This is a genomic window from Marinomonas rhodophyticola (assembly GCF_026113935.1).
In the GTDB taxonomy this organism is placed as follows: Bacteria; Pseudomonadota; Gammaproteobacteria; order Pseudomonadales; family Marinomonadaceae; genus Marinomonas; species Marinomonas rhodophyticola.
The window spans coordinates 83,537-109,958 of sequence record NZ_JAPEUL010000012.1 but is presented as its reverse complement, the minus strand read 5'-3'; the positions used below and the strand labels follow the sequence as shown (position 1 = coordinate 109,958).

At 44.5% G+C, this 26,422-nt stretch carries 22 protein-coding genes, 1 tRNA gene and 4 pseudogenes; 10 read left to right on the top strand and 17 right to left on the bottom strand.

The annotated features are described in order from the left end of the window. Positions 1-4: 4 nt before the first annotated feature. From secF to queA, 5 genes and pseudogenes are all read right to left on the bottom strand, one after another. A complete protein-coding gene (secF, locus tag ONZ52_RS22490; RefSeq protein WP_265216698.1) occupies positions 5-919 on the bottom strand; it encodes a protein translocase subunit SecF in 915 nt (304 codons plus the stop codon). Positions 920-928: 9 nt separating this feature from the next. Further along, positions 929-2,779 (bottom strand): annotated as a pseudogene (gene secD / locus ONZ52_RS22485) (protein translocase subunit SecD). Positions 2,780-2,893: 114 nt separating this feature from the next. Further along, positions 2,894-3,220, bottom strand: coding sequence for a preprotein translocase subunit YajC (gene yajC, locus ONZ52_RS22480; RefSeq protein ID WP_012070335.1), 327 nt, complete (start codon positions 3,218-3,220; stop codon positions 2,894-2,896). 72 nt (positions 3,221-3,292) lie between these two features. Next, positions 3,293-4,413 (bottom strand): annotated as a pseudogene (gene tgt / locus ONZ52_RS22475) (tRNA guanosine(34) transglycosylase Tgt). Positions 4,414-4,445: 32 nt separating this feature from the next. Beyond that, positions 4,446-5,507: a tRNA preQ1(34) S-adenosylmethionine ribosyltransferase-isomerase QueA gene (queA, locus tag ONZ52_RS22470; RefSeq protein WP_265220846.1), complete on the bottom strand. Its 1,062-nt coding sequence runs from the start codon at positions 5,505-5,507 to the stop codon at positions 4,446-4,448. Between the two features lie 158 nt (positions 5,508-5,665). Here queA and ONZ52_RS22465 point away from each other — a divergent pair. Together ONZ52_RS22465 and ONZ52_RS25100 are read left to right on the top strand one after the other, a co-directional pair. Further along, positions 5,666-5,750, top strand: a tRNA-Leu gene (locus tag ONZ52_RS22465). Between the two features lie 194 nt (positions 5,751-5,944). Then, complete coding sequence (locus tag ONZ52_RS25100; protein WP_265221149.1) at positions 5,945-6,049, top strand: hypothetical protein; 105 nt, start codon at positions 5,945-5,947, stop codon at positions 6,047-6,049. Here the strand turns inward: ONZ52_RS25100 and ONZ52_RS22455 are convergent. Then, positions 6,046-6,861, bottom strand: coding sequence for an XRE family transcriptional regulator (locus tag ONZ52_RS22455; RefSeq protein ID WP_265220845.1), 816 nt, complete (start codon positions 6,859-6,861; stop codon positions 6,046-6,048). The two genes, ONZ52_RS25100 and ONZ52_RS22455, sit on opposite strands and share 4 nt — an antisense overlap. A 215-nt stretch (positions 6,862-7,076) precedes the next feature. On the opposite strand from ONZ52_RS22455, the gene ONZ52_RS22450 reads away from it, so the two are divergent. Genes ONZ52_RS22450 through ONZ52_RS22440 form a run of 3 tightly spaced genes read left to right on the top strand, consistent with a single transcriptional unit; the run spans position 7,077 to position 11,007 of the window. Further along, positions 7,077-8,516, top strand: coding sequence for an alanine/glycine:cation symporter family protein (locus ONZ52_RS22450; RefSeq protein WP_265220844.1), 1,440 nt, complete (start codon positions 7,077-7,079; stop codon positions 8,514-8,516). Positions 8,517-8,569: 53 nt separating this feature from the next. After that, positions 8,570-9,973 carry an aspartate ammonia-lyase gene (locus ONZ52_RS22445; RefSeq protein WP_265220843.1) on the top strand — a complete coding sequence of 468 codons (1,404 nt, stop codon included), beginning with the start codon at positions 8,570-8,572 and terminating at the stop codon, positions 9,971-9,973. Continuing rightward, entirely contained in the window at positions 9,970-11,007 is a 1,038-nt protein-coding gene (locus ONZ52_RS22440; RefSeq protein ID WP_265220842.1) for an asparaginase, read from the top strand. Before ONZ52_RS22445 ends, ONZ52_RS22440 begins: the two co-directional genes overlap by 4 nt. A 48-nt stretch (positions 11,008-11,055) precedes the next feature. Here ONZ52_RS22440 and ONZ52_RS22435 read toward each other — a convergent pair. The 4 genes and pseudogenes from ONZ52_RS22435 to ONZ52_RS22420 all read right to left on the bottom strand — a co-directional run bounded on the left by ONZ52_RS22435 (position 11,056) and on the right by ONZ52_RS22420 (position 13,144). Then, positions 11,056-11,410, bottom strand: a pseudogene (locus ONZ52_RS22435) (VOC family protein). A gap of 7 nt (positions 11,411-11,417) precedes the next feature. Next, positions 11,418-12,305, bottom strand: coding sequence for an EamA family transporter (locus tag ONZ52_RS22430; protein ID WP_265220841.1), 888 nt, complete (start codon positions 12,303-12,305; stop codon positions 11,418-11,420). 115 nt (positions 12,306-12,420) lie between these two features. Further along, on the bottom strand, positions 12,421-12,618 hold the full coding sequence (locus tag ONZ52_RS22425; protein ID WP_265220840.1) for a 4-oxalocrotonate tautomerase family protein: 198 nt from the start codon (positions 12,616-12,618) through the stop codon (positions 12,421-12,423). Between the two features lie 10 nt (positions 12,619-12,628). Further along, a complete protein-coding gene (locus tag ONZ52_RS22420) occupies positions 12,629-13,144 on the bottom strand; it encodes an NADPH-dependent FMN reductase (protein ID WP_265220839.1) in 516 nt (171 codons plus the stop codon). An 86-nt stretch (positions 13,145-13,230) separates the two neighbouring features. On the opposite strand from ONZ52_RS22420, the gene ONZ52_RS22415 reads away from it, so the two are divergent. After that, the gene (locus ONZ52_RS22415; protein WP_265220838.1) at positions 13,231-13,659 is read left to right on the top strand and encodes a GtrA family protein; all 429 of its coding nucleotides are present in this window, start codon (positions 13,231-13,233) and stop codon (positions 13,657-13,659) included. A 20-nt stretch (positions 13,660-13,679) separates the two neighbouring features. On the opposite strand, the gene ONZ52_RS22410 is transcribed toward ONZ52_RS22415, so the two are convergent. From ONZ52_RS22410 to ONZ52_RS22400, 3 genes are all read right to left on the bottom strand, one after another. Then, a complete protein-coding gene (locus tag ONZ52_RS22410; RefSeq protein ID WP_265220837.1) occupies positions 13,680-14,690 on the bottom strand; it encodes a pirin family protein in 1,011 nt (336 codons plus the stop codon). A 129-nt stretch (positions 14,691-14,819) separates the two neighbouring features. Beyond that, on the bottom strand, positions 14,820-16,085 hold the full coding sequence (locus ONZ52_RS22405; RefSeq protein ID WP_265220836.1) for a sensor histidine kinase: 1,266 nt from the start codon (positions 16,083-16,085) through the stop codon (positions 14,820-14,822). Beyond that, positions 16,082-16,762 carry a response regulator transcription factor gene (locus tag ONZ52_RS22400; RefSeq protein WP_265220835.1) on the bottom strand — a complete coding sequence of 227 codons (681 nt, stop codon included), beginning with the start codon at positions 16,760-16,762 and terminating at the stop codon, positions 16,082-16,084. The genes ONZ52_RS22405 and ONZ52_RS22400 overlap by 4 nt, the downstream gene beginning before the upstream one ends. 155 nt (positions 16,763-16,917) lie before the next feature. Here ONZ52_RS22400 and ONZ52_RS22395 point away from each other — a divergent pair, with 155 nt between their 5' ends. Genes ONZ52_RS22395 through ONZ52_RS22385 form a run of 3 tightly spaced genes read left to right on the top strand, consistent with a single transcriptional unit; the run spans position 16,918 to position 19,372 of the window. Further along, the gene (locus ONZ52_RS22395) at positions 16,918-17,586 is read left to right on the top strand and encodes a glycosyltransferase family 2 protein (RefSeq protein WP_265220834.1); all 669 of its coding nucleotides are present in this window, start codon (positions 16,918-16,920) and stop codon (positions 17,584-17,586) included. Then, the gene (locus ONZ52_RS22390; RefSeq protein WP_265220833.1) at positions 17,535-17,942 is read left to right on the top strand and encodes a hypothetical protein; all 408 of its coding nucleotides are present in this window, start codon (positions 17,535-17,537) and stop codon (positions 17,940-17,942) included. Before ONZ52_RS22395 ends, ONZ52_RS22390 begins: the two co-directional genes overlap by 52 nt. After that, positions 17,942-19,372 carry an ArnT family glycosyltransferase gene (locus tag ONZ52_RS22385; protein ID WP_265220832.1) on the top strand — a complete coding sequence of 477 codons (1,431 nt, stop codon included), beginning with the start codon at positions 17,942-17,944 and terminating at the stop codon, positions 19,370-19,372. The genes ONZ52_RS22390 and ONZ52_RS22385 overlap by 1 nt, the downstream gene beginning before the upstream one ends. Positions 19,373-19,438: 66 nt before the next feature. Here the strand turns inward: ONZ52_RS22385 and gbdR are convergent, their stop codons facing one another. After that, positions 19,439-20,545: a choline metabolism transcriptional regulator GbdR gene (gene gbdR, locus ONZ52_RS22380; protein WP_265220831.1), complete on the bottom strand. Its 1,107-nt coding sequence runs from the start codon at positions 20,543-20,545 to the stop codon at positions 19,439-19,441. 268 nt (positions 20,546-20,813) lie between these two features. Continuing rightward, complete coding sequence (locus ONZ52_RS22375) at positions 20,814-21,938, bottom strand: FAD-binding oxidoreductase (protein ID WP_321160399.1); 1,125 nt, start codon at positions 21,936-21,938, stop codon at positions 20,814-20,816. 342 nt (positions 21,939-22,280) lie between these two features. Between ONZ52_RS22375 and ONZ52_RS22370 the strand changes: the two are divergent. Then, positions 22,281-23,496: pseudogene (locus ONZ52_RS22370) on the top strand (aromatic ring-hydroxylating oxygenase subunit alpha). 107 nt (positions 23,497-23,603) lie between these two features. On the opposite strand, the gene pssA reads toward ONZ52_RS22370, so the two are convergent. Together pssA and ONZ52_RS22360 are read right to left on the bottom strand one after the other, a co-directional pair. Continuing rightward, entirely contained in the window at positions 23,604-24,941 is a 1,338-nt protein-coding gene (gene pssA, locus ONZ52_RS22365) for a CDP-diacylglycerol--serine O-phosphatidyltransferase (protein ID WP_265220830.1), read from the bottom strand. A 413-nt stretch (positions 24,942-25,354) separates the two neighbouring features. Continuing rightward, positions 25,355-26,323, bottom strand: coding sequence for a transposase (locus ONZ52_RS22360; RefSeq protein WP_265220829.1), 969 nt, complete (start codon positions 26,321-26,323; stop codon positions 25,355-25,357). Positions 26,324-26,422: the final 99 nt, after the last annotated feature.

Sequence of the window (26,422 nt, the reverse complement as noted above, 5' to 3'; positions counted from 1 at the left end):
AAGCTCAAGGCAAATCGTCCTCTAACTCTTCTTTCGGAGCTGGAATCAGATCTTCTCTCTTCACATCCATTGCCAACAATAAATTTGCCGCAACAAAAATAGAAGAATACGTACCGATAATAATACCGACCAACAGCGCCATAGAGAAATTATGAATCGGCTCACCGCCCAAGAAAAACAGCACAACCAAAACAAACAACGTGGTCATAGAAGTAATTAAAGTACGATCTAAAGTCTGATTAATCGAATCATTCACCAAATCATATGGGGTGGTATCACGCATAATACGAAAATTTTCACGAATCCTATCACATACAACAATGGTATCATTGAGCGAATATCCAACTACCGCCAACAAAGCGGCCAATACGGTCAGATCAAACTCCACCTCAAACAAAGAGAAAAAACCCAAAGTGATGATAACGTCGTGAATCAATGCTGCGACAGAAGCAACAGAGAACTTAAATTGGAAACGCACAGCCACATAGATCATCACGATCGCCAAGGCAAGCAACATGCCCAAACCGCCCTGCTCACGCAACTCTTCACCAACTTGCGCACCAACAAACTCCGAGCGCTGCAATGTCACCTGATTCGAGCCATTGTTTTGCAACGTCGACAACACCTCATCACCCAAGGTCGCCGTATAAGCATTTGCCATCCGCACAACAACATCAGTAGGAGAACCAAAGTTCTGCACAACTACATCACTGTAACCATTTTGAGCAAGCAAATCACGAACGTCGTCTAATACCGGCGCCTCTTGATATACCACTTCAATCAAGGTCCCACCGGTAAAATCCAAGCCAAACTGCAGACCTTTAGTCGCCAAAGAGCCAAGAGAAATAAGGATCAACGCAATCGAAAAAGCAGCTACGATTTTACGCATTGCCATAAATGGAATATTTGTCACTTTCATGGCGCTCTCCTAAATATACAGTTTCTTGTTTTTACGACCGCCATACACAAGGTTAACTTGTGCACGAGTAACCACAATTGCCGTGAACATTGAAGTTAGAATACCCAACGACAAAGTCACTGCAAAACCTTTAACAGGGCCTGTTCCTACCGCAAACAAAATAACAGCCACAAGCAAGGTTGTGATGTTTGCATCAAGAATCGTCGTAAATGCACGATTAAAACCAGAGTGAATGGCTTGCTGACTTGGCATACCACTCGCCAATTCCTCTCTAATCCTTGAAAAAATCAACACGTTTGCATCCACGGCCATCCCCATCGTCAACACAATACCAGCAATGCCTGGCAGAGTGAGGGTTGCCCCCAAGATAGACATACAAGCCATCAGAAGAATAATATTCAACGCCAAAGACACATTGGCAAAGATACCAAATACTTTGTAGTAAACCAGCATGAACAACATAACAACCAGCAAACCGATCTGCGCTGAGTTAATCCCCAGCTTAATGTTCTCAGCACCTAAACTCGGTCCAATAGTACGCTCTTCAACAAAATAGATGGGCGCAGCCAAGGCTCCAGCACGCAACAACAAGGCAAGCTCGGAAGACTCACGAGGGCTATCTAATCCGGTAATACGGAATGAATTACCTAAAGTGGTTTGAATCGTGGCTAAAGAAATAATACCCTTCTCGCTATAACTTCTTCGCACCTCCTCCATCTTGCCGTCCGTCTCAACAAAACGACTACGAGATTTATGCTCGATAAATACAACCGCCATGTTTCGGCCAACGGCAGAACGAGTCACTTTACTCATTTGTTTGCCGCCTTTGCCATCCAAGCTAATATTCACTTGTGGTCGGCCATTTTCATCAAAAGAAGAGGCTCGCATCAGAAACACTGTCACCCGTGATAATGATGTCACGCTCTAAACGCGCCGTTCGCCCACTGCCATCACGAAAAGTTAAAGTCTCTATGTCTGCGCCATTATCTTCCAAGCCAGCTTCTAGATGAAATTCTAAGTTAGCCGTTGCACCGATGATACGTTTTGCTGCAGCAGTGTCTTGCACCCCAGGCAACTCAACCACGATACGACTACTACCTTGGCGCTGAACAAGCGGCTCCGCTACACCAAGTTCGTTAACACGATTTCGCAGTGTGGTTAAGTTTTGCTGCAAAGCATACGCTTCAATCTCTTTCTTAGCGGCTTCGGTAAAACTTACGTCCAGATAAAACTCATCAGTCTCTTGACGAGTGGCATAACGGTATTCAGGAAATTCTTTTTTAACAATACTTCCGCCGATGCCATATCGCCAGACTGCAAGAAACGCACCGACAACACACCATCTTCTATATCAACACTGCGGTAACGCACACGATCTTTGCGTAACACCGCCTTCATCTCACTGGCACTCACTTCAAGTCTCTGCTTAAGTGCCGCAGGCGTATCCACCTCCAAAAGAAAATGCACGCCACCACGCAAATCAAGACCCAACTTAGCAGGCCCAGCTCCTAGCGAAGACAACCATTCCGGCGTCGTAGGAACAAGGTTGAGCGCTGTTACAAAGTCATCACCCAATGCTGCCGCCACAACTGGCTTAGCAGCAAGTTGGTCCTCACCGCTATTAAAGCGCAAGGTACCGCCAGCAGAGGTAAGCTCTGCTTCTTTTAATTCTATATTCGCATTGGCAAGCGCATTCTTTGCTCTTAGCAAAGTTTGCTCATCAACAACCGCAGTTGCTTTTTGGGTAGATAGTTGTAGCGCTGGATCATCCGGATAAAGGTTTGGGAAGGCATAGAGTAGCCCCAAAGCCAAAACAAGAAGAATTAGCAAATACTTCCACAAGGGGTACTTGTTAAGCATGAAAAATCCTTTACACCTAAAATGAGATGATTATTCGCAACAGAGTGCAAACATCTCAAAATTTAATAAATCGGAAAAAGAAAAGCGCCTACATTAGGCGCCTTTCTAGGAAAGTTAAATAGACTTCAACGTTCCTTTTGGCAATACCGCAGCAACAGAAGACTTTTGAAATTTCATTTCAATGCCTTCAGAGACTTCAAGCACTACATAGTTATCATCAACTTTAGACACTTTACCCAATACACCACCGCCAGTTACTACCTCAGTACCTTTCGCTAGCGATGCAATCAAGTTTTTATGCTCTTTTGCACGTTTCGCTTGTGGGCGCCACATAAGGAAGTAAAAAATGACAACGAAGCCCGCAAGAAGCACTAGGTTAAAAATACCTGCATCTGCTGGTGCGCCGCCTTCAGCGTAAGCTGGTGAGATCAATGCGATCATGGTGTTAACTCTCCAATGGTTTATGAAACTGTTGTCATTTCTTACGTAAAGAAATTGACATAATTTTGTTTATTATTCACTCAAAGCTGGCGTATCTAGGCCTCGCTTTGCATAAAACTCATCAACAAAGGCGTCAAATCTACCTTCATCGAGCGCTAGACGCAATCCCGCCATGAGTGTTTGATAATATCGTAGGTTATGAATCGTATTTAATTGCGCCCCTACCATTTCTTGACACTTATCTAAATGATGTAAATAAGACCGAGAAAAGTTTTTACAAGTGTAACAATCACATTCTTTATCAAGAGGTCCCACATCATGACGATATTGTGAGTTCCGAATGCGCACCACACCATCTGAAGTAAACAGATGACCATTACGGGCATTACGTGTTGGCATCACACAGTCAAACATATCAACACCGCGGCGAACACCTTCCACCAAATCCTCAGGTTTTCCCACTCCCATCAAATAGCGTGGCTTATCTTCTGGCATTTTCGGTGTGATATGATCTAACACCTTCATCATTTCATCTTTGGATCTCACCAACCGACAAACCGCCAATGGCATAGCCGTCAAAACCGATATTCACTAACCCTTCTAGTGACTCATCTCGAAGGTTTTCATACATACTACCTTGGATAATACCGAACAACGCAGATGGGCTGTCGCCATGTTCGTCCTTCGAACGCTGGTTCCCAACGTAAACTCATGCGCATGGATTTGGCAGCCACTTCTGGCGTCGCAGGATACGGCGTACACTCATCAAAGATCATCACAATATCAGAGCCAAGATCACGCTGAACCTGCATCGAAATCTCGGGACTTAGAAACACTTTCGAGCCATTAATGGGAGAGCGAAAACTTACGCCCTCTTCGGTAATTTTGCGCATTTCACCGAGTGAAAATACTTGAAAACCACCTGAATCCGTTAAAATCGGTTTTTTCCATTGTGTGAAATCATGCAAATCTCCATGAGCCTTCACTACCTCTGTTCCTGGACGCAACCAAAGATGGAAAGTATTACCCAAAATAATATCTGCACCAATTTCCTCGATATCTTTGGTCAACATGCCTTTTACCGTACCGTAAGTACCAACAGGCATAAAAGCCGGCGTTTCAACCTTCCCACGAGGAAACGTCAAGGTTGCACGACGTGCTTTTCCTGACGTCGTGTGAAGTTCAAAATCCATAAAACATTCTGGACGTTTATCAGACATTCGTCTTATTCCTCACCTTGCGGGCCTTTAGCCTGCGCATTTCGTGTAATAAACATGGCATCGCCATAACTAAAAAATCGATACTTTTGCTCTACTGCCACTTTGTAAGCAGCCATCACATGATCATAACCTGCGAACGCACTAATCAGCATGATCAGCGTAGATTCTGGCAAGTGAAAATTCGTCACCAACGCATCTACGGTTTTAAATTCGTAACCTGGATAAATAAAAATACTGGTATCGTCTTGCATTGGGGCGATTTCACCACCTTGGCTTGCCGACTCTAGACTACGCACACTGGTCGTACCAACCGCAATCACTCGACCACCACGCGCTTTAGTGGCTTTAACTTGCTCAACCACACTAGGCTCAACTTCCACATATTCAGCGTGCATAATATGGTCTTTTACATTTTCGACCTTCATAGGCTGAAAAGTTCCGGCACCAACATGCAAGGTAACAAATGCTATTTCAACCCCTTTGGCTTTGATTTTTTCTAGCAAAGCTTCATCAAAGTGCAACCCAGCCGTTGGCGCTGCAACCGCCCCAGGCTTTTGATTATAAACCGTCTGATAACGCTCTTGATCACTATTTTCATCAGGACGTTCAATATAAGGCGGTAGCGGCATATGCCCAGCACGCGTTAGCACATCTAAAACAGGCTCATTAAAAACAAGATGAAACAAAGCTCCCGAACGACCAACCATAGTCGCTTCAATATGCTCGCCTTTGTCTTGCCCTAATAGCAACTTACTGTTTTCTTTTGGTGACTTACTCGCACGAACATGCGCTAGCGCCTCGTTTGTATTAATAACTCGCTCAACGAGCACCTCTACTTTTCCGCCAGACTCCTTCTGCCCAAAGACGCGCGCAGGAATCACGCGAGTATTATTGAACACCATCAAATCGCCAGGCTGAACCAAATCCAAGACATCCAGGAACTGACGATGAACCACTCCCCCACTAGAACCATCAAGGTGTAATAACCGGCTGGCCGTTCTATCTGGCGTCGGATAGTGAGCGATTAAGGAGTCAGGTAAATCAAAGTGATAATCAGAAACGCGCATAAAAAGAAAGCTACCTAGGAAAAACGACCCGTTATTCTAGCGAAAAACCACTCAAAAGGGTACTTCCAACCCAACAGATATTAAAAAGATAAAAAATACTGTTTTCAGAAGTTGACTTATCCTAAAAATCACCTAGAATACGCCTCACCTTTTTCAAGGCCAGTATGGTGGAATTGGTAGACACGACGGATTCAAAATCCGTTGCCTTCGGGTGTGGCGGTTCGAGTCCGCCTACTGGTACCAACATAAAAAGCCCTGATCACTGATCAGGGCTTTTTTTTCGTTCCTTGAATGTCATTCTTGGGTTATTAAATCAGACAACCGCATCATTTATAGGAACAAAACATGAACCGCCGCAAAAAAATCAAAGACATACTTACCAAACGTATTAAACAAGCGAATTTGAAAGCGAACCCAAAAAAGCAAAACCAAAGTACATTTCTAAAGCAGAGCGCGCCAAAATGGAAGCGGAAGCCATTGCAAACCCAGATCTGGCCACGGCAACAGAAACACCTGAAACAGACCAAACTAAAGACGCTTAAAATCGCGCCCTAAAATGCCAGTCACCTTCTTTCATATCATTTTTGATTGACTGGCAAATATCTTTGTCTATCTGATCACTGTCCATATCGTACAGACCGCATTGCGCCATAGCGCGCTTCTTATTAACATTCAAACCTAAATACTCGTACACGACACGTGCACAGCATGGCGCTCTTTCACCACTCCCAGACACACCTAAACGCAAACCCGTTAATCGTTCCACTCGATTCTGAAAAGACGGATAAAGAATCGTCTGGGTCATTTCCACATGGGTTTGCCTTTCATAATCGATCAAAAACAATCGATCTGACAACAACTGCACTACCCCACTATACACACCATGAAAAGACTTCTTTAGGTTCCTTGGATTTAGCCGCTCAGTTCTATGGTAGTAGGTTTTATCACCTTGTGACTCAATATATACTAAGGTACGCAAAATCTTTCCCGGACACGCCATAGAAAGATAATACTCAAAATAATAACCACAATATTTAGCCAACCCCTGTTGGCCGGACTGATTAAGCTGATTAAAATGTTGCTGCTCGGGGGCAAGTGTTTTGACATCTTCGCTTTGACGAATCGGACGCGCTTGCACCAAGATAATAAATTGCCTATGAGGTAAAGCCATCTCACTGGAACCAGCACCAAAAAACTCCCCTATACGACGCTGTGTACTATGATTAGGGACTGTCGTGCCATTAAGATAGCGATTAAATTGCGCACGATTGATGTTTAATCGGCGGCACACATCAGCCACAGATTTATAATAGCTGCACAACAACTGCAAGTTAACCGCAAAATCCTGAGCCACTATTTACCTCACCTAAATAAGCCAACATCAAACACCAGCAGTGTAATAAATCCTCTTGTTAAAAACACTTAAAAAATGATGCTAGTTGATGCTCCATCAGTATCAACTAGCATCAGATAGCGCCTATTTACGAACTCCCTTTCCTAGAAATTTTTCGCTCCAATGAGCGTCTGAATTCCCCCTTAATAAATCTAAAAAACTAGGAGTCATCATTCATGTTATCCCTTCTCACCGACTTACTTTGGAGCAAGGTTCTTATTGCCGTATTAATTGGCATTGGTATCTGGTTCACTATTGCAACCCGTTTTGTACAATTTCGTTATTTTGGCAATATGTTCAGCATCCTTACCGCCAAACATCATGAGGCGGACGGCAAACATTTAAGTTCTTTTCAAGCCTTAATCTTATCCGTCGCGGGTCGTGTTGGTGGCGGTAATATTGCCGGCGTTGCAGTGGCCATAACAATTGGTGGTCCAGGTGCGATCTTCTGGATGTGGGTCGTTGGCCTGATGGGCATGGCCACCAGCTTCATCGAATGCATGCTGGCACAAACCTACAAAACAGCGGAAGCCGATGGCACTTATCGTGGTGGCCCTGCATTTTATATCGAACGCGGTCTAGGCAAACACTGGAGATGGCTATCGGTAACGTATTCCATCCTTCTACTGGCCACATTTGGTATTGCTTTTACCACCTTACAATCCTATTCCGTTGCGACCTCCCTAGAAGACGCCTTTGGTATACAACCTTATTACAGCGGCATCGGTATGGCGCTCATTGTTGGCCTAATCATTTTTGGCGGTGTTAAACGTATTGCACAGGTCGCTGAAATTTTAGTGCCTATTATGGCTGGTGGCTATTTGCTCATCGCCCTTATCGTGCTTGCGATGAATTTAAGCGCCATCCCAGATATGCTGATCATGATCGTTAAAAGTGCATTTGGTCTAGAACCGGCGATTGGTGGAGGCATAGGTGCCGCCATTATGATGGGTGTAAAACGTGGCCTATTTTCCAACGAAGCAGGTCTTGGTAGCGCACCAAACGTGGCGGCGGTAGCACACATTCCACATCCAGCAAACCAAGGGATAGTTCAAGCCTTTTCCGTTTTCATTGACACTATTATTTTATGTACTTGTACGGCGCTGATCATTTTACTTGGCAGTGCGTATGACCCAAGTAGTACCGATACCGTCCAAGGCGTTGCCCTAACACAAGCCTCATTAGCGACACACATGGGCGACTATGGCCGTATGTTCGTCAGTATTGCTTTACTACTCTTTGGTTTCAGCACCATCTTGTACAACTATTATTTGGGCGAAAACAGCGTTAGTTACTTAACAAAATCCGACAATCATGGCTTCTACATGAATGCCTTCCGCGTCATCATCATCTGCCTTTGCTGTACCGGCGCTATCCTTGATCTCGGCACAGTATTCGCTTTTGCGGATTTAAGCATGGGCTTACTAGCATTGGTTAACTTGTTTGCGCTTGCTCTACTCTTTAAAGTCGCCAAACGCATCATGAAAGACTTTGACGATCAACGCAAACAGGGCAATAAAATGCCAACGTTCGAAGCCAACCGATTCGCCGATTTGGATCTAGATCAAGCATCTTGGCCTAGCGCCCCGTCAATCAACGACAAAAACCACCAATAACTCAACTTAGATAACGCCCCACTGACCAACAGTGGGGCGTCAGGAAGCAAATCATGAATACTCGCTCTGAATACGATTTACTTGGCAATATGGACGTTCCCGCTGACGCATTGTACGGTATACAAACATTGCGTGCCGCTCAGAACTTTTCCATTACTGGCGTTCCGATTTCACACTTTCCTGAATTAATCAAAGCGTTGGCGATGGTAAAAGCGGCCGCGGCTAGAACCAACCAAGAAATGAAACTGCTCACGCCAGAAAAAGCCGACGCCATTGTCTATGCCTGCCAAGATTTGATCCAAGGCCAATATCACGACCAATTTATTGTCGACGTGATCCAAGGCGGTGCTGGCACCTCGACCAACATGAACGCCAACGAAGTCATTGCCAATATTGCGCTGATGAAATTAGGGCGCGAAAAAGGCGAATACAAATACCTACACCCAAACGACGACGTCAACCGCTCGCAATCCACCAACGACGCCTACCCTACCGCTGCGTGTCTAGGCATTCAATTTGCTGCCGACAACTTTGTTCCTAGCCTTGCTTCACTCAAAGAAGCCTTAGAAGCCAAAGGACGTGAATTCGCACACATTGTAAAAATGGGTCGTACACAACTTCAAGACGCCGTTCCCATGACATTGGGACAAGAATTTGACGCCTTTGCCGTTACTCTGGGCGAAGATATTGACCGCATCAGTGAAGCATGTGCACTACTTTGTGAAGTGAACCTTGGTGGCACCGCAATCGGTACGGGTATCAATACGCCAGAAGGTTACGCCAAATTGGTAGTCGAAAAATTAGCCACCATTTCAACTAAGCCACTGGTACCCGCCAGCAACCTAGTGGAAGCCACATCGGACATGGGAGCGTTTGTCTTTTTCTCCGGCATATTGAAACGCCTTGCGATTAAATTAAGCAAAATGAGCAACGACTTACGCCTGCTTTCAAGTGGGCCACGTACAGGCTTAGGGGAAATTAACTTGCCTCCTATGCAGCCTGGCTCCTCCATTATGCCTGGTAAGGTAAACCCTGTGATTCCTGAAGCGATGAACCAAACGGCTTATCAAGTTATCGCCTCTGATCTTGCAGTCACCTTAGCCGCTGAAGCTGGTCAGTTACAGTTAAACGCCATGGAGCCGATGATCATTTATAACGTACTAAACTCCCTAAAAATGCTCAAAGAAGCCTGCCAGATGCTGGAAACTCGCTGCATACGCGGCATCACGGCTAATGAAGCAGTCTGCGCAGGCCACGTAGAAAACAGCATCGGCATCATCACCGCACTGGTGCCCTATATTGGTTACGCCAATGCCTCTCGCATTGCTAACACCGCACTGCATACTGGCAATACTGTCAAGGCTCTGGTTATTGAGGAAAATCTACTCACGGAAGAGCAGGTGAATATTTTGCTCAGCCCACAATCCATGCTGTCTCCTAGTAAGGTGGTAATATGAGCGCGCAAGTACTGGTTTTATACACGGGCGGCACTATAGGCATGGTTCAGACAGAGCAGGGCTTAGCCCCTGCTTCTGGCTTACAAGAACGTATAGAAATAGCATTGGGAATGAGTCTAAATACCCTTCCCTCTTTTGAAGTACTGGAAATATCGCCATTGATTGACAGTGCCAATATCACGCCAAAACATTGGACAAAACTAATGTCCATTCTAGCAACCCATTGGCGAGATTATGATGGCTTTGTCATTCTTCATGGTACGGACACCATGGCGTATACGGCTTCTGCCTTGTCGTTCATGCTCGGTGCTTGCGCGAAAAATATCATCCTTACAGGCTCGCAAATCCCGCTTGGCATGAATCGCAGTGACGCCACCTCTAACTTGCAAGCCGCGTTATCATTGGCGATCTCCCATAGAATAGCCGATGTCAGTCTTGTTTTTGATGGCAAACTGATGCGTGGCAACCGTATTCAAAAAATCAGTAGCGGCCGGTTTGAAGCTTTTCATACGCCAAACGATGATTTATTAGGGGAACTCGCCATCGACATGCAGTTGTACCCAGCTCGCATGATTGACAGCAACCGAGATACGTCCGACACAAGGTTTGAAAATAAGCTTGTCAGCTTTAGGGAAGGCGCCGTTGGTGTTATCACACTGCATCCTAGCCAGCCAACCACTATCTATCAAAGCCTTTTAGACGACGATAACTGCAGAGCCATCGTACTATTGACCTATGGCGCTGGTAATGTACCGGATCAGAATCCAGCCTTTTTATCCTTCTTAACGGAAGCCATGTTGCGCAAGAAAAACATCGTAAATTTAACGCAATGCTTGCACGGTGGCGTTTCTCAAGGTGCTTATGCCGCGGGATCTATACTATCGTCAATGAACGTATTAAGTGGCAAAGACATGACTTTAGAAGCAGCCTTCTGCAAGCTTCATTGGCTGATTGCCACAGGCGAAAGCTATTACGGTGTTTTAGAGAAGTGGAATACTAATTATTGCGGTGAGTTTACGCCTCAATCATACTAAGCATGCTTATAAATGGCCTTTACACGACGCAGTGCAAAGGCCATATTTTTACTCATTAGGCTCACTCCATACTGCCCATTCATTACCACACGGGTCTAAAAAGTGAAAACGACGGCCACCGAGGAAATCAAAAATCACCTGCTCAATTGTGCCTCCCGCCGCCTGCACTTTTTCAAACACCACGTCCAGTTCATTACTGTACAAGATAATCAACGCCGCGCCATTTTGCGGTCTCGAACAAAGTTCGCTTGAAAAAAGCCGCCATCTAAACCGGCGTTTTCAAAAGCCGAATACTCCGGCCATAATCTTTGAAGCCCCAACCAAATACTTTGCTAAAAAACGCTTTATTTAACGCTAAATCCCGCGCGGGTAATTCAACATAATTAATTTTATTGGATTCCATACTGCCCTCACTTAATGGTCGATGTCACCACCAAGATAACGCTAATCAATATCATAGCGCCACCAACCCATTGCTGCTTCGTCATTTTTTCTGCAAAACGCATTTTTGAATAATACAGAGTACCTAGAATCTCAATTTGTCCCAGCGTTTTTACCAAGGCAGGATTGACTAAAGCGAATCCTGTAAACCAACCAATGGAGCCTAACGAGCTTAATACACCCACCTTGCAACTTAGCACAAACTCATGCCTGAATGGTGCCAAGATATCTTTGCTTTTATACATCTGAATACTGCATAAAATAACCGACTGCAAGGCTAAAACGTACCATAATGTGACACCAGCGCGAGTAATAATCGAACCAGATAAGGCATGACTCGCCATAGACGCCGTCACTGAGGTAATGGCGAAACACAATCCGCTCGCCAAGCCTAATAACAAAGACAAATCTTTATGGGCCTGTTTGATATTTTTCCATTGGACACTCATCACAATGGCACCCAATACACCAAACGCAATACCCAACCAAGACCCGAACGTCAAAGTATAATGCAGTAAAGGCAAGCCAATTAACGCCGCTAACACGGCTTCTGTTTTAGCTAACAAGGTTCCTAGCGCAAAACTACCAGACTGAAAAACACGCAGCATAAAATAGGTCGCCATAATCTGCGCAACGGCACAGAGAGTCGCTGCCACAATAAAAACAGACTTATTTTCGACCGACACCCAACCGAATAGCCACCAGCAAAACACCAGATACAGAGTGACTAAGGGCATACCGTACAAAGAGCGCGCCATAGTGGCATGCAAGAAACCAGTTTGACGAGCCAAGGTATTTTGATACGCTGTTCGAACTGACTGACACCCTGCAGCGAACAGAGTAATGAAGATCCACATGCTTTAACGCTTCCTAAAGAATACAAGAAAGCGCTAGCATGCGGTCAAGAGCGGTATTTGTAAAAGGAATAAAACTTATTTGTTGGATTCCAAACAGGAATCTAACAAGTGGTTTTTATTTCTTTCTTAATTCGGTTACCTGCTCCCCAGCAACACCCCAGTTATCCGTATTGACTTCATCGATCACGACGACGGTAGTGGCTGGATTTTTACCTAACACATTAACCAACAAATCTGTCGCGCCTTTAATAAGCGCCTGTTTTTGTTCTTTGGTTACCCCTTCATCGGTAATCCGGATATTGATATAAGGCATCAGTAGCTCCTTATAGTTTTGCGACCAGCGCTGCCAAAGACTGCTTCACCGATTCATCTACAATATCGCCATCTTTCATCACATCATAGAAGTTCGGCACGCTCAAACTTCCAACCACATTACCTTTGAAATACGGCATACTATTCACCGTTTGCGCAAGCACACTGCTTGCCCCACCCGGACCTGGCGAGGTAGAAAGCACAATAACCGGTTTGTTTTGATAAACGGCTTTTTCGACACGAGACGCCCAATCAAAAATATTTTTATACGCTGCGGAATACGAACCATTATGCTCGGCAAATGAAGCCACAATCGCATCGGCCTGTGCGATAGCATTCACAAAAGCGTGCGCTTGTGCTGGCACCCCTGATGCTTTTTCAATGTCTTCACTAAACAATGGCATCTCAAAATCATTAAGATCCAGCAAGGTCACGTCAGCGCCATCCACCAAGTTAGCCGTGTAACCAGCCAAAGCCTTGTTAATGGATTGACGACTTGAGCTGGCACCAAATGCAAGTATTTTCATGTTCGATCCTTTTTCGTTTGTTAAGCAATAATCCAGATTAAGGTGATTTCACCTTTTTTTGATGTTTCCCCATTTAGAATGCCATCATGAACTCAATTTTTAAACACACATTTTTTCGCTTTGCCATTGTTGGTGGTGTAGGTTTTCTGGTCGACTTGAGCAGCATGCTGCTGCTGTCGATGTGGATTGCTCCTCTGCTAGCGCGTGCCATGGCATTTTGGGTCGCTGCCAGCTCAAATTGGTGGTGGAACCGCGTCATCACCTTCAAAAAAGCAGAGCAAGACAACAAAAAAGCCGCCGTATTACAATGGCTGCAATTTTTAGGCGGCTCAGTGGTTGCCTTTGTGCCCAATTGGGGCTGCTATCTGATACTAATGTCTCACCCACCAGCAACACCCAACACGACACTGATTCTTTTATGGCCTTATTTAGCCATGATACCTGGCGTAGCCATAGGCATGATGCTCAATTATGTTTTCTCTCGCTTTTGGGTATTTTATCCCTCTAAGCTTTAATCAACTGTACTTTTTAACAATCAAGCCTTGGCTTGTTCCGCGCTATACTCAGCAAAACGCCCTTTCGATTTATCGTGTACTTGATCATGGCGCGGCCAAGGCCAACCACCAAATTGCGTACGCTGATAATCTTGAAACGCCTGCTGAAGTTCTGCACGTGTATTCATCACAAACGGCCCATGCTGCTCCACATGCTCGCCAATTGGACGACCTTGCAACAATAAAAATCTGGCTTTTTTACCCTTATTACGCAACACCACAGCCGCATCACTTTTTAAAACAAACGCTTCATTAATAGACGCATTCGCATCATCTAACGAGACCTTTTCACCTTCAAAAAAGTATAAAGCTCGACTCAAATTCGCTCCTGCCGCTGGCAATACCCACTCTCCATTTTCTGGTAAATCAATCAACCAGATAGCAACATCGTTTTTACTGTCCGCCGCCCAAGAGTTTGGTGGGCAAGGCGAAGGCTCGACCTGCTGGAAAGTCCCTGCTACCACCTTAACCTGTGTCTCTAGGCCATTACTGTCTGGCACATTAACCACAGGCGTATCTTCATTCCAAAGCATGGTGAAATGTGGTGGCACCATTTTATTTTTACTGGGCAAATTCAGCCAGATTTGAAACAGCTCCAAAGGATTCACATCGTCTTGGTTCAACAAAGGAAACATTTCAGAATGTTGCACGCCTTCTCCCGCTGTCATCCATTGCGTGTCGCCCTCTCCATAGCGACCCGCGGCACCCATAGAGTCAGCATGATCAACAAAACCTTTATTGACAATAGTCACTGTCTCAAAGCCACGATGCGGATGGGCCGGAAAACCAGGAATCGTTTTACCGTGATACATACGCCAGCCATCAATACCGCCAAAATCTTGCCCTATTGGACGATTGTTCAACGGCGCATCAGGCCCCATAAAAGCGTTGGCTTTGGGGTAGGTATCATTATGAAATGCACAAAATAAAAAGGGATCAAACGTTGGCCAAAACATTTGCAGTGGTATACGTTTTAAAATGGATGAGCTCATATTGTTTCTCCATCAAGAAATAGTGTAACGAATGCACCTATAGTATCATCTACTAAGTCGATTGTTTTATGCTGTTATTGGTTTCAAAAGATCGATATTTTAGATAAAAATACAGCAAAGCCGCTCGAATTATGATGGCGTTGGAAAGACCACTTTCGCCGTACACCCTACTTGTCCAACATTGTCCGCCAGTGAAAACGAACAATGATACTTAGCACATATATCCCGCACTATCATTAAACCTAAACCGTAACTTTCGCCACCTGGCTTACCACTTAAGCCACAGCCCGTATCCACAACGGCAATTTCATTCTCAGCCACAACAATATTCACATGGCCTTCATCAGTACAAGCCATGGCATTTTTTAACAAATTTCCCACTAAAATATGCAAAGTAGGAATTGGCAACTTGGTCACCACCTGACCTGTTTCAATAATATCAACTGCTACCGATTTGTCCGCTAGGTAAGCCAAATGCGTTTGCTTAATACTCTCGTATTCACTGGATTGCACGACACGCGACGCAATAGCGTCTAAATCTTCATCTCGAGTAAGAGACAACAGCGTAGTGATATAATCTTCCATCTCTTGACATGCTTGCATCATGCGAACGCGTTGTCTCTCTAAAAACACTTTAGAGTCGGACTTGCCCAACAAAGTGGTAGCGCCTTTAATCACCATTAGAGGCGTACGTAATTCATGGCTTGCATAGCGATTAAATGCTCTCTCACGCTCGATCAGATCTTTGATTTGGTCTTGGTAACTGTTTAACCGATCCACCAGATGACGAATCTCTCTCGTCGCAGCCCCTTCCGGCAACTCTATGGCAGACAAATTCGCTGCTGTTTTTTCACCAAGGCTTTTAGACAGCTGAGCAAGCGGTTTCGTTAAACGATCCGAGATTCTCATCACCACCCACAAGCTCACCACCAGCAACAACAAAGATAAAATCAACTGCGTACTTTGCGTTTCAAACATTTGTTCTTCGGAAATTTCATAAATCTCATCATAATGAAGTACGTAAAGATCTTTTAACTCACCGTTTATAGTCAACTGAGAGTGCATTGAAAAAATTTCCAGCGGCGTATCGGATCCGTCATCTAATTCATAGGGTTTATCGTTTGTCATTTTTGGATTTAATATCACCCATGCAGGTAGATTTTCTTTCCCCACATAAACTTCAGAGAAAGGTGGAACAGACACATGCGTCTGCTCTGTACCATTCAATAGAGATACGGCTGTGTTCCTATCTTTAAGCATACGATTTTCGGCGTAAATCATTTCTATGTTTTCAATCATTGAAGTAAACATAGAAAAGTGAAAAGCAATAATAGCGAACGCTACTATAGAGAAATATGTAAAAGTTAACTGCTTAGCGGTTTTAATCGGTTTCATTCGTCACCTTCGGCAACCAGACGATAGCCCACTTTGGAAACGGTTCTTAGATACGCATGCTCAAACGGACGGTCTATTAGGCTCCGCAATTGATAAATATGACTTCGTAACACCTTGCTGTCTGGCTCTTCATCTCCCCATAACGCATCACACACCTCTTCTTTCGATACCACGTCAGGGGCTTTTTGTAACAAACATTTCAAAATCGTGTATTGAGAGGGATTTAAAGAATAACGACTGCCTTCTCGCTGTAATATCCTTGTACTCATATCCAATGATAAATGGCCAAAGGTCAGCATCTTATTTGCCACACTGCCTTTACGCCTTCGAACCAGAGCCTGCAATCGAGAATCAAGAATCTCCAAATCAAAAGGCTTAATCAAATAATCGTCGGCTAAATGCTCAAAACCGGATAAAATATCGTCCTTGGTATCACGCGCCGTCAGCATGAGGATCGGAGTATCAATCCCCGCTTCGCGCAACGATTTGCAGACAGTTAAGCCATCCATTTTGGGCAACATAACGTCTAAAATAATCGCATCATAATGTTCGGTTTTTGCCAACTCATACCCTTGCAGGCCATTACTCGCATAATCCAACACGTAGTTTTTGATTTCAAAATAATCAAAAATAACGCCCGCAATGTCTTTATGGTCTTCCACTAATAGTAATTTCATCGTTATCTCAACCATCCAAAATGCCAATATAAGAAGAGTGGCCTAATAAAGGCCTATTGTCACACAACAGCATGAAAAAAAGTGAATCACCTTTTTGCGACAAGACAGTAAGTAGGATGAGACTCAAGAACCTTTTCCTGAGCAGGAGAACCGCCATGAAAGCCATCCAATACAGACAATATGCAAACGTTAAACAGGCCGCAAAAGAACCCAAAGTCAAAGCCCAACCTTTCGTGTCCGTGATTATTCCCTTCCTAAACGAAGCGGATGTTTTGGCAGTGTGCCACCAACGCGTCTGTGATGCCCTTTCTTTGCTTAAGCAGCCTTGTGAGATCGTCTATGTTGATGATGGAAGCACAGACGCCAGCTGGGCATTAGTAAGCCAATTGAAACATCCTTTGCATCAAGTGCGCAACTTACGCCTCAGCCGAAATTTTGGCAAAGAAGCTGCTATGAGCGCTGGCATGAAAATGGCTGAAGGTCGCGGCGTCATTTTATTGGATGCTGATTTACAAGACCCACCAGAATACATTCCGGAAATGGTAAAAGCGTGGCAAGATGGTGCCCAAGTGGTCGAAATGCAACGCCGCGAGCGTCATGGTGAAAGCTGGGTTAAACGTACCACGGCTCATTGTTTTTATCGTTTTATGTCAAAAATAAGTGATCACCCAATAACAGAAAATGTCGGCGACTTTCGCTTGATGGATCAAAAAGTCGTGCAAGTCATCAACACTTTGCCAGAAAGAACGCGCTTTATGAAAGGGTTGCTGGCTTGGCCTGGTTTACCCGAAAAATACTTACCTTTGACCGCGATCCTCGTTTAGCAGGCAACACAAAGTGGAATTACTCAAAACTTATCCATTTAGCGCTGGAAGGCATCACATCGTTTAGCACCAAACCCTTACGCTGGGCCACTATGGCCGGTCTGACAACATCGGCTATCGCATTTATCATGGCACTGATTATTCTTAGCAAAACCCTCGTCTGGGGCGATCCTGTAGCAGGTTATCCATCCACCATTCTTGTCGTATTATTTTTAGGCGGCATTCAGCTTTTATCTATTGGGGTACTGGGTGAATACGTTGGCCGATTGTTCATTGAATCCAAACAACGCCCCTTGTATGTACTTATGGAAAACACCCTAACCAAACCAACTCTTCACTCTGTGGACGCTGAATAATGCAAAAGCCAATGCTCTCTCTCCCCTCTGCCAAACTGCTGCTTACCTTGCTAATCAGCACATTGACGCTGCGCTTGCTGTCGCTTGCTTTGTATCCATTAATGGACACCACTGAAGCACGCTATGGTGAAATGGCGCGCATCATGTTTGAAACAGGCAATTGGATCACCCCCATGTTTGACTACAATGTGCCCTTTTGGGGAAAACCGCCTCTTTTCACTTGGCTCAGCAGCCTAGGTTTCAGTCTATTTGGCATTAATGAATTTGCGGCACGCGTACCACACCTACTTGTTGGAATGGGAGTTATTGGCTTAATTTACAAACTTGGCAAAGACCATTTTCAATCCACCGTCATGGGTATTTTTTGTGCGAGTATCTTAGCCTCAACCATCTCATTCATTGTCTTAAGTGGCGCGGTCATGACAGATACCGCTCTGACTTTTTCGATCGCCCTTAGCATGGTCAGCTTCTGGCAAGCATGGAACAACAGAGGCAAGGTCTGGGGTTATTTATTCTTTATCGGTCTGGCCTTAGGCATGCTATCAAAAGGCCCATTGGCGCTGGTATTAATTGGCATCAGCCTAAGCGTGTGGCTGTTTCCCAATGCACGTTGGAAAAAACTATGGCGCACCTTGCCTTGGGGCGTTGGCACACTGCTCTTTTTGCTCATTTCCGTGCCTTGGTACCTTATTGCAGAATACAAAACACCGGGCTTTTTAGACTATTTCATCATTGGCGAGCATGTTAAACGTTTCATCGTCAGCGGCTGGCAAGGCGACCTTTATGGCAGCGCACACGAAAGAACACGCGGTACGATTTGGGTATACGCTTTTATTTCCATGCTGCCATGGAGCCCATTGGTTATTTGGCAGTGGATTCGCTCGATAAAAGACGCCAAAGACGTGGAAGAAAGCCCTGATGGCTTTGGTAGCTTCTTACTGTTATGGATGCTATCACCAATGATTCTATTCAGTTTCTCGGGCAACATCTTAGCCAGCTACGTGATGCCAGCCCTGCCAGCAACTGCGCTATTAGTTGTGCATTTGCACCACCAGAAGCCGCTCGCAAACTGGCTTTACAAAGTAGGATTTATAACCCCTATTTTACTGGTTATTCTCATCAGTGCGCTGCATTTTGATTGGGTAGAAAAACGTTCCGAAGACAAAATAATGGCAAACTGGAAACAACAATCTGAAGCCACACAAAGCGATTTATTCTACCTGCATAAACGCCCTTTCTCGGCGCAATACTATTCAGCCGGTAAGGCCAAACAACGCTCGACAGACTTAGATTCTTGGCTACTATCACAGCGCAAGCCATTTTTCATCGTACAAGGCAACAAAGAGCATACTGTCTATGCAAACTGGCTATGTGAAGAGAGAAGCGTGATAGGAAAAGAAAGTCTTATGTATTGTGAACACAATCCATAGACATCCGTTTTCCTCAAAATAAGGAGCCTTTTGCATGGCTCCTTATTGACATACTAAACCAACAAACTACACCGCAACCGACCCATAACTGGGCTCACTGTGTGAATGATTTAACGCATCTTGCGCATGGGCAATGTACATAATAGCCGCCCCTTTTTCTTCAAGTAGCGACTCCGCCACTTCTCCTTTCCAAGCAATTTTTCGCTCATCACGAGGTGACACGCCAATGTGTTTGCGATAGCAGCGGCTAAAATGCGGTGTCGAGATAAAGCCACACGCCATGGAAATTTCCACAATCGACATGTTCGATTGTTTCAATAGTTTGCGCGCTCTTTCAAGCCGTAAACGCAGATAATAGCGGGAAGGAGAACAATCCAAATGACGATGAAACATTCGCTCAATTTGACGGCGGGACACATCCACAAAAGTGGCTAATTCATCTAGCTCAATGGGTTCTTCTAAGTTGTTTTCCATCAACTCAATCACATCCACCAACTTAGGCGTACACATACCCACACTATTAAACTGACGCATTGGCATACGTTGCTGGTCAGATTCACTGCGAATACGATCGCAAATAAACATATCAGAGATGGCATTCGATAATTTAGGACCATGCTGCTTAGTCATCATGTTCAAAAACATGTCCATCGGCGCACTGCCACCAGAAGACGTCAGGCGATCTTTATCGATGGAGAACAACTTATTATTGCAGTTCACTTTAGGAAACGTTTCTTGCAGGGCGGTCAAACATTCCCAATGCACACTACATTGATAACCATTGAGCAAGCCGGCATAGGCTAGAACATAAGCACCAGTACAAATCCCGCCTAATTGAACACCTTTACGAGATTGCTTTACCAGCCAAGAAACCTGTTTCGCAGTAAAAGTACGAGTAATATCAATACCACCCGCCACAATAATCAAATCGAACTCAGCGTTATCCTCCATGGACAGATCTGGCGTCAAACTCAAACCGTCACTGGCCGTTACGGATTGCCCATTTTCAGAGATCAAACTCCAACTATACAGTTCTTCCGCTGACAACTGATTCGCCATTCGTAAAGGCTCAATCGACGAAGCAAGCGCAATCATAGTAAAATGGTCAAGCAGTAAAAATCCTACTCTTGTTGTGCCCCTTGCACTAAAAGCTAGGGTCGAGTTATTTGCCATATCAATGTCCTCATATGTGTGCTTCCTTTCTCTCTTAGGCAAAATCCAGACCACTTTCTAGATAGCATTCCTAAATAACGACAAGAAGCGCTTTTATTATTTTTAAGGAGATACAAAGTCAAAGTATCACAAGGCTTAAAGAGCAATAGCAATTTAATGAAGCAAAATCACCTCTCCCCTGTTCTACAAAGACCAACCAGTAGAACATAGCATCACGCACTAAAATAGACCAGCATTGCGCTTTTGTTGAACGCTTATTTAATAAAAATCAATATTCAATAACCACATTCGATTTAGGTACAGTACAGCAAGACAACACATAACCGGCCTCAACATCATCATCGGTAATACCACCATTGTGATCCATTTGAGTCTCGCCCTCTTTGACAAATACCTTACAGGTACCACAGATCCCCATCCCGCAAGCTTTGGGTATCATAAGATCAAGCCTTGCCGCAGCATTATGCAAGGTCTCCCCCGCAATCACTTGAATACTTTTACCACTACCAGAAAACTCAACACGCAATAAATCCGCTTGATTCATCGCTTCGGCTTCTGCCTGCGCGACTTCGGCTTGCTCAATAGCGTCTTCCACTACCTCTGCTGGCGTTGCACCAAAGGATTCTTCGTGGTAACGGCTCATATCAAAGCCTCTTGCTTGAAGCAGGTTTTTCACTGCCTTCATATAGGGCGCAGGACCACAGCAAAAAATCTCACGTTCCATAAAATCGGGTGAAATCATATCCAGCTTCGCCGCGTCCAAATACCCTCGGTAGCCTTGCCACGGCAAACCATTTTCCATACGCTCAACAATTAAGTACAAACCAAAATTATCCAAGCGAGCCGCCATGTGGTCCAACTCACGAGAATAAATCACATCCCGAGGTGAACGCGCGCTATGAATAAAAGTGATGTCTACATCCGCATTCGTATCAAACCACCAACGCGCCATCGACATAACAGGGGTAATTCCAACACCACCAGAAAGCAGTAATACTTTCTCTGCTGGAAAATCGATACAGTTAAACTGCCCCACCGGACCATGAACCGCTAGCTCAGAACCCACTGTCATATTGTCATGCAACCAATTCGATACTTCACCACCAGGTACCCGCTTTACCGTAATCGAAAAGCTATAAGGCACAGATGGTGCGCTCGAAATGGTATAAGAGCGCATCACCTGCTTACCTTCGATTTCCAACTCTAACGTGACAAATTGTCCAGGCTTAAAAAAGAACATAACGGGCTGCTGTGCCATAAAACAAAAGGTTTTTACGTCCCAAGTTTCATGAATTACCTTCACACAACGAACATTATGTCGTCCATTTACCCAAGTCTGAGTATGTACTGGTGCCAAATAATCAGCGTTCACCGTCTTTGTAGAGTTAGTCATATGGAAGTCTCTTAATAAATGTAGCGTATCTAAAATAATTGAACCGCACCTTTTCGAGCCATTTTGGATCCTGTTGAGCCATGCAAGTTAACTCTCTGCGACAATAAGTTGCTCATGGCAGCCAACGTCAGAAGAGACAAGAGATTGCCAGTCGATTTAGGTATCTTATCGTGTCGTGAATAGTCATTTCTTTCGCTCTCGATTACGCCAATATAGCCTCACAACAAACGACACTGTTAAACAGTCCATCACTCTTTTTGTCATGTAAGGCCCAGAAAGATGAATCAACAACACGACCTGCTGAATGTACGCCACGCTTCTCTAGATGAAGCAAAAACTGCCATGTCAACATTGCTGGAAAAACGTTCTAGCAACTACTCATTGGACGCACAGCTCTACAATGATCCACATATGTTTCGAATTGATATGGAAGAGGTCTTTCAAAAAGAATGGCTATTTGTTGGCATGACCAGCGAAATTCCGAAAAAAGGCGACTATTTTACCGTCGAAATTGGACAAAACCCCGTTCTGATCGTACGTGACGCCGAAGGCAAGGTGAATGCATTTCATAACACCTGTCGTCACCGCGGTTCTGTTATTTGCACAGAGCACCGTGGCAAAGTCGCCAACTTGGTTTGCCCTTATCACCAGTGGACTTACGATCTAAAAGGCAACCTATTGTTTGCTGGCACAGAAATGAATAAAAACTTCGACATGAAACAACACGGCCTAAAATCGGCGTTTTGCAGAACTGGCGGAGGCTTTATCTTTGTCTGCCTAGGCAAAACTGCCCCAGATGATGGATTTGATGACTTCCTAACAACACTTGACGAATACATGGAACCCTACGATGTAGAAAATACCAAACTGGCCGTCGAATCGACCATGTACGAACGCGCCAACTGGAAACTGGTATTAGAAAACAACCGTGAATGCTACCACTGTGCCGGTAGTCACCCTGAACTGCTGAATACCTTATTAGAATGGGACGACACCGAGGACCCGCGGGCACCACAAGACTTCCTCGACCACTACAACGCCCAAGCCGCGCAATGGGATGCAGAAGGCATTCCTCACAAACATCAAAGCTTTGGTGAAATACAGCGCAACCGAATTGTGCGCATGCCACTTAAAAAAGGCACTAAGGTGATGACCATAGATGGAGCCGCTGCTTGCACGAAAACCTTGGGGCGAATCAAAAACCGCGAACTGGAGCTCCATGCGCATATTGCACTTACCCAACTCATGGAACCACATGCAATCTGACCATTTCATCGTCTTCCGTGTGCTACCTATTTCCGCCCAAGAGAGCATAGTCACCACGAAATGGTTCGTCCACAAAGACGCCGTAGAAGGCGTAGACTACAACACAGACACGCTACGAAAAGTGTGGGATGCCACCAATGAACAGGACAAAGTATTAGGTGAACGCAACCAGCTAGGCATCAACTCCATTGGTTACCAACCTGGACCGTATTCCGAAACCTACGAATTCGGTGTGATCAACTTTTTGAACTGGTACTCCAATACGGTTCAAAAAAACCTTAATGATAAATAAAACAGCATGATACTGCTCAGCTTTACCACACAAAAAACACCCACCAAAACTAAAAAAGCGAATCGTTTGATTCGCTTTTTTAGTTTTGGTGGGTTATAAAATTGTTATTACAAAATCCGTTTTAGCAGTCTATCCGCCCGAGTCCGAATGACTTTCTTCAACAGCCTTTGAATCTTGTCAGGGTAATCATGGATGGTTTCCAACTCACTATAGGACGTAATCCGTTGGGTATGCTGATGAATATTATCAAACTCAGCCGTAAACTTTGCCAGCAAATGCTGCTGCGGATCGTCCACCAATAAACCATTTTCTAAATCCAACGCCCAAGCCCTTGGGTTAACGTTATTGCCTGTTAACAACATGATACGACGATCTACCCAAAGCCCTTTTAGGTGATAACTATGAGACTCGTGTTTCCATAAATGAATCGACAAACCACCCGACGCAATATGGCTTTCATTTGCACGGGCAAACTTACGTAAATTCATCTCGTACAAATACGGCAAACCACCAATGGCTTTAAAAGGCTGATCTGGCGCGATATAAAAATCGTTGGCAGTTTTGTCTCCCACCACAACATGCACTTTCACACCGCGCTTAATAGCGCGCTTCACTTCCCTCAACACGACTTTCGGTAAATTAAAATACGGTGTACAAAGAACAATCTCTTGTTTCGCCTCCGCCAGCAATGTTGTAATTTTTTGGTTCAAAGCATTAAAACGTTTACCGACACCCACCATAGGCGTTACCGCTACATGCTGATCACCGACAAATTGCTTTTCGCCAGCATAAGCAGATTTGCCCAGTGAAACTCGAAACTGTCGAATCACTGACTTTAACTCTTTCGTCGACGGCAATCCGGCGTCTGCAAGATTATTCACCGCGGGATGACGGATCATCTCATTGCGAATGAATCCCACCATACTGTCTGCCAATGCCGCATTCTGAATAACATGATAACGATCAAATCGATAACGCTCTTGATAATGCAGATACACATTATTCAAACTCGCGCCACTGTAAATCACCGTATCATCGACAACAAAACCTTTTAGATGCAATACGCCAAACACTTCACGATTACGAACTGGCACACCATACACAGGAATATCGTATTCATATTTCGCTGCAAACTCTTGATACATAGCCGCGTTACCTGCAGCTTTTTCCGCGCCAATCAAACCACGCTGCGCACGATGCCAATCCACACAAATAACAATGTCTAACTTAGGATTACGCTGCTTGGCTTCATAAGCCGCTGTCAATACCTCCCTGCCCGCTTCATCATTTTCAAGATAAAGAGCCACCAAATAAATCCTAGAGGTCGCATTATGAATCGCTTTTAATAAATACTCTCGAAAACTAAGGGCAGATTGCAGAACATGGAACTGGTCAGGCTCAACCGCAAACATAGGCAGTGAAGCGAATAAATTTCTAATGGGCATAATAAAGAAGTGCTACCTTATTTTTTTAACTAACGGCAAACTGTAACAAATTCACCGTAAATATCCTAAAAAAGAATCTAACCCCAACCTCCTCCACTCCAAATACATCAACAACTAGGACACACATTCTAATACTCAAACAACAACCAGGACACACACTCTAATAATCAAAGCTTGTCTACCAACAATTAGGACACACATTTTAACTATTAACTAAGACACACACTCTAATAATCAAAGATTACTACCAGAGCACACAGATAAAATAGCGACAATTGACGATATAAGTAAGCGAAACGTGGGATGACAATCTTCAACTCTAGAAAAAGTGCATTTAATAGGATTTCAGACAAGGCAAGACAAGGCGGTTTTGAAAACAACCCTAATACATGATTGGCAGTTTAAGATTTTATTTAAGCAAGGAGCTTAGCGCTGCCTCGAGGTTTACGCTGTCGCTGATGCGCTTCACAATAATAGGCGATTGAATGCTCCTTACCGACGACATGACCTGTTTTTTCACCAAACTGTGTCGTAATGCTCAGCCAATTCTCTGATGATATATTAAGCCGTTGAAGAATGGGCAGTAATGACCCATCTATTACACCTCGTTTATCATCTCGAATAATACGTCCCGTCGTATCGACCAATTCTAGGTAATCAGATAAGAAAAATGGCAAGCCATTAGGCATGTTTTCTCTCGGATTACCAATAAAAGGCAACAATCGCTTTGGCTGCCTTTGCATCTTAGCTGAGTCCACACGTTTTTTAAGACTGGTAAAGTCGGCCTCTTCTGGCGCATCGCTTACCTTGGCTCGTATTGGGTTGAGGTCCACGTAAGCCATACAGGCAATCAATGCCGCTTCATCCAGTAACGCTTGAGATTTAAAACGGCCCTCCCAGAATCTTCCTGTACAGTTGTCTTCGGCGTTAGCTTGTCGTGCAATTGGCTCATTAAGCTCTTTCATAAACCAACTGATGTCCATCAGCCGATTGCGAAATGTCTCTGCTGAAGCCTCGACTAGGCTTAACGCAAACTCAGGCAACACCTCACCTTTTACATATTGTTGCGTAAATACAGTGCCTTTATGAAGCTTATGCCAACGCTCTAACACCTCTAGTGTCGACCATTTCGCCGCTTTTTCAACATTGACATGCAGTACCACATGAAGGTGATTGCTCATCACAGCATAAGCGCATATATCGATAGAAAAGAGGCCGGCTAAAAACAGCAACCTGTTTTCAACCCAGCCACGACGGTGCTCGAAACTGTCACCTGAAAACGGATCTTCACCACACAAAAAGGCCCGTCGCACACAACGAGAAACACAATGGTAGTATGGCGTATCACTAACGTTGATTTGCTGACTTCTTGGCTGCGGCATAATGGCTCCCTCTTCCTGAGAAAATATACTGTAATTATATACAGTATATTTATGATTCAGCAAGTCAAAACTCAACCCCTTGATTTAACTGACTTGCAA